The organism is Motilimonas cestriensis, assembly GCF_021295315.1.
GTDB lineage: Bacteria > Pseudomonadota > Gammaproteobacteria > Enterobacterales > CBDFNC01 > Motilimonas > Motilimonas cestriensis.
Genome location: NZ_JAIMJA010000078.1, coordinates 1 through 923, shown reverse-complemented (window position 1 = coordinate 923; position 923 = coordinate 1). Strand labels below are relative to the sequence as shown.

At 43.8% G+C, this 923-nt stretch carries 1 protein-coding gene; it reads left to right on the top strand.

All coding sequences use genetic code 11. From position 1 onward, the window contains the following. On the top strand, window positions 1-923 hold a 923-nt coding region (locus tag K6Y31_RS22085; RefSeq protein WP_233055180.1), incomplete at both ends, for a reverse transcriptase domain-containing protein.

Below are 923 nucleotides of genomic sequence, written 5' to 3'. Positions count from 1 at the left end.
CAAACAGCAGTTACGGATTTAGACCCGGAAGAAGTGCTCACCATGCGTTAGTACAAGCGAGTCAGTATGTTCGTTCAGGCCTTGGTTACGTTGTAGATATTGATTTAGAAAAGTATTTTGACACGGTCAATCATGATCGATTGATGTATCGTTTATCCCGAGATATTGAAGATAAGCGAGTGTTGAAACTAATCCGACAGTACCTACAGTGTGATCTAATGCGTAACGGTGTATCAGAGCAGCGACAACAAGGAACGCCTCAAGGCGGGCCTTTATCCCCGTTACTCTCAAATATTGTTTTAGATGAGCTTGATAAAGAGTTGGAGCGCAGAGGGCATAAATTCTGCCGTTATGCGGATGATTGCCAGATTTACGTAAGCAGTGAAGTGGCAGCGAAAAGAGTATTGATTTCAGTCAGTAAATTTCTTGAAGGTAAACTTAAGCTGAAGGTAAACACCGATAAAAGTGCGGCAACACGCGTCAGTAAACGCAGTTTTTTAGGCTATTACCTCAAGCAGTCAGGTGTAATCGGGATACCAAAAGAAGTTTATCGAAGAATGAAAAACCGCGTTCGTAAAATCACCAAACGAAACCAAGGGCGATGTGAGTCTGCGATAATCAAAGAGCTCACTCAATACCTTCGGGGTTGGCAACATTATTACAAGTTGGCATTGGGTAAACACCGGATGAGCAAGTTGGATAGCTGGATCAGACGACGTCTAAGGTGCTATCGCCTTAAACAGAGGAAGCGTAAATACAGCATTGCGATGTGGCTTATTAAATTAGGCGTACCGAAACGCAATGCGTGGAGACTCGCGATATCAGATAAGGGGTGGTGGGCATTGTCGAAAACGCCTCAACTTCATCAAGCGTTACCTGATAGTCGATTTACTGAACAAGGATTATACTCACTGCTAGGTGGG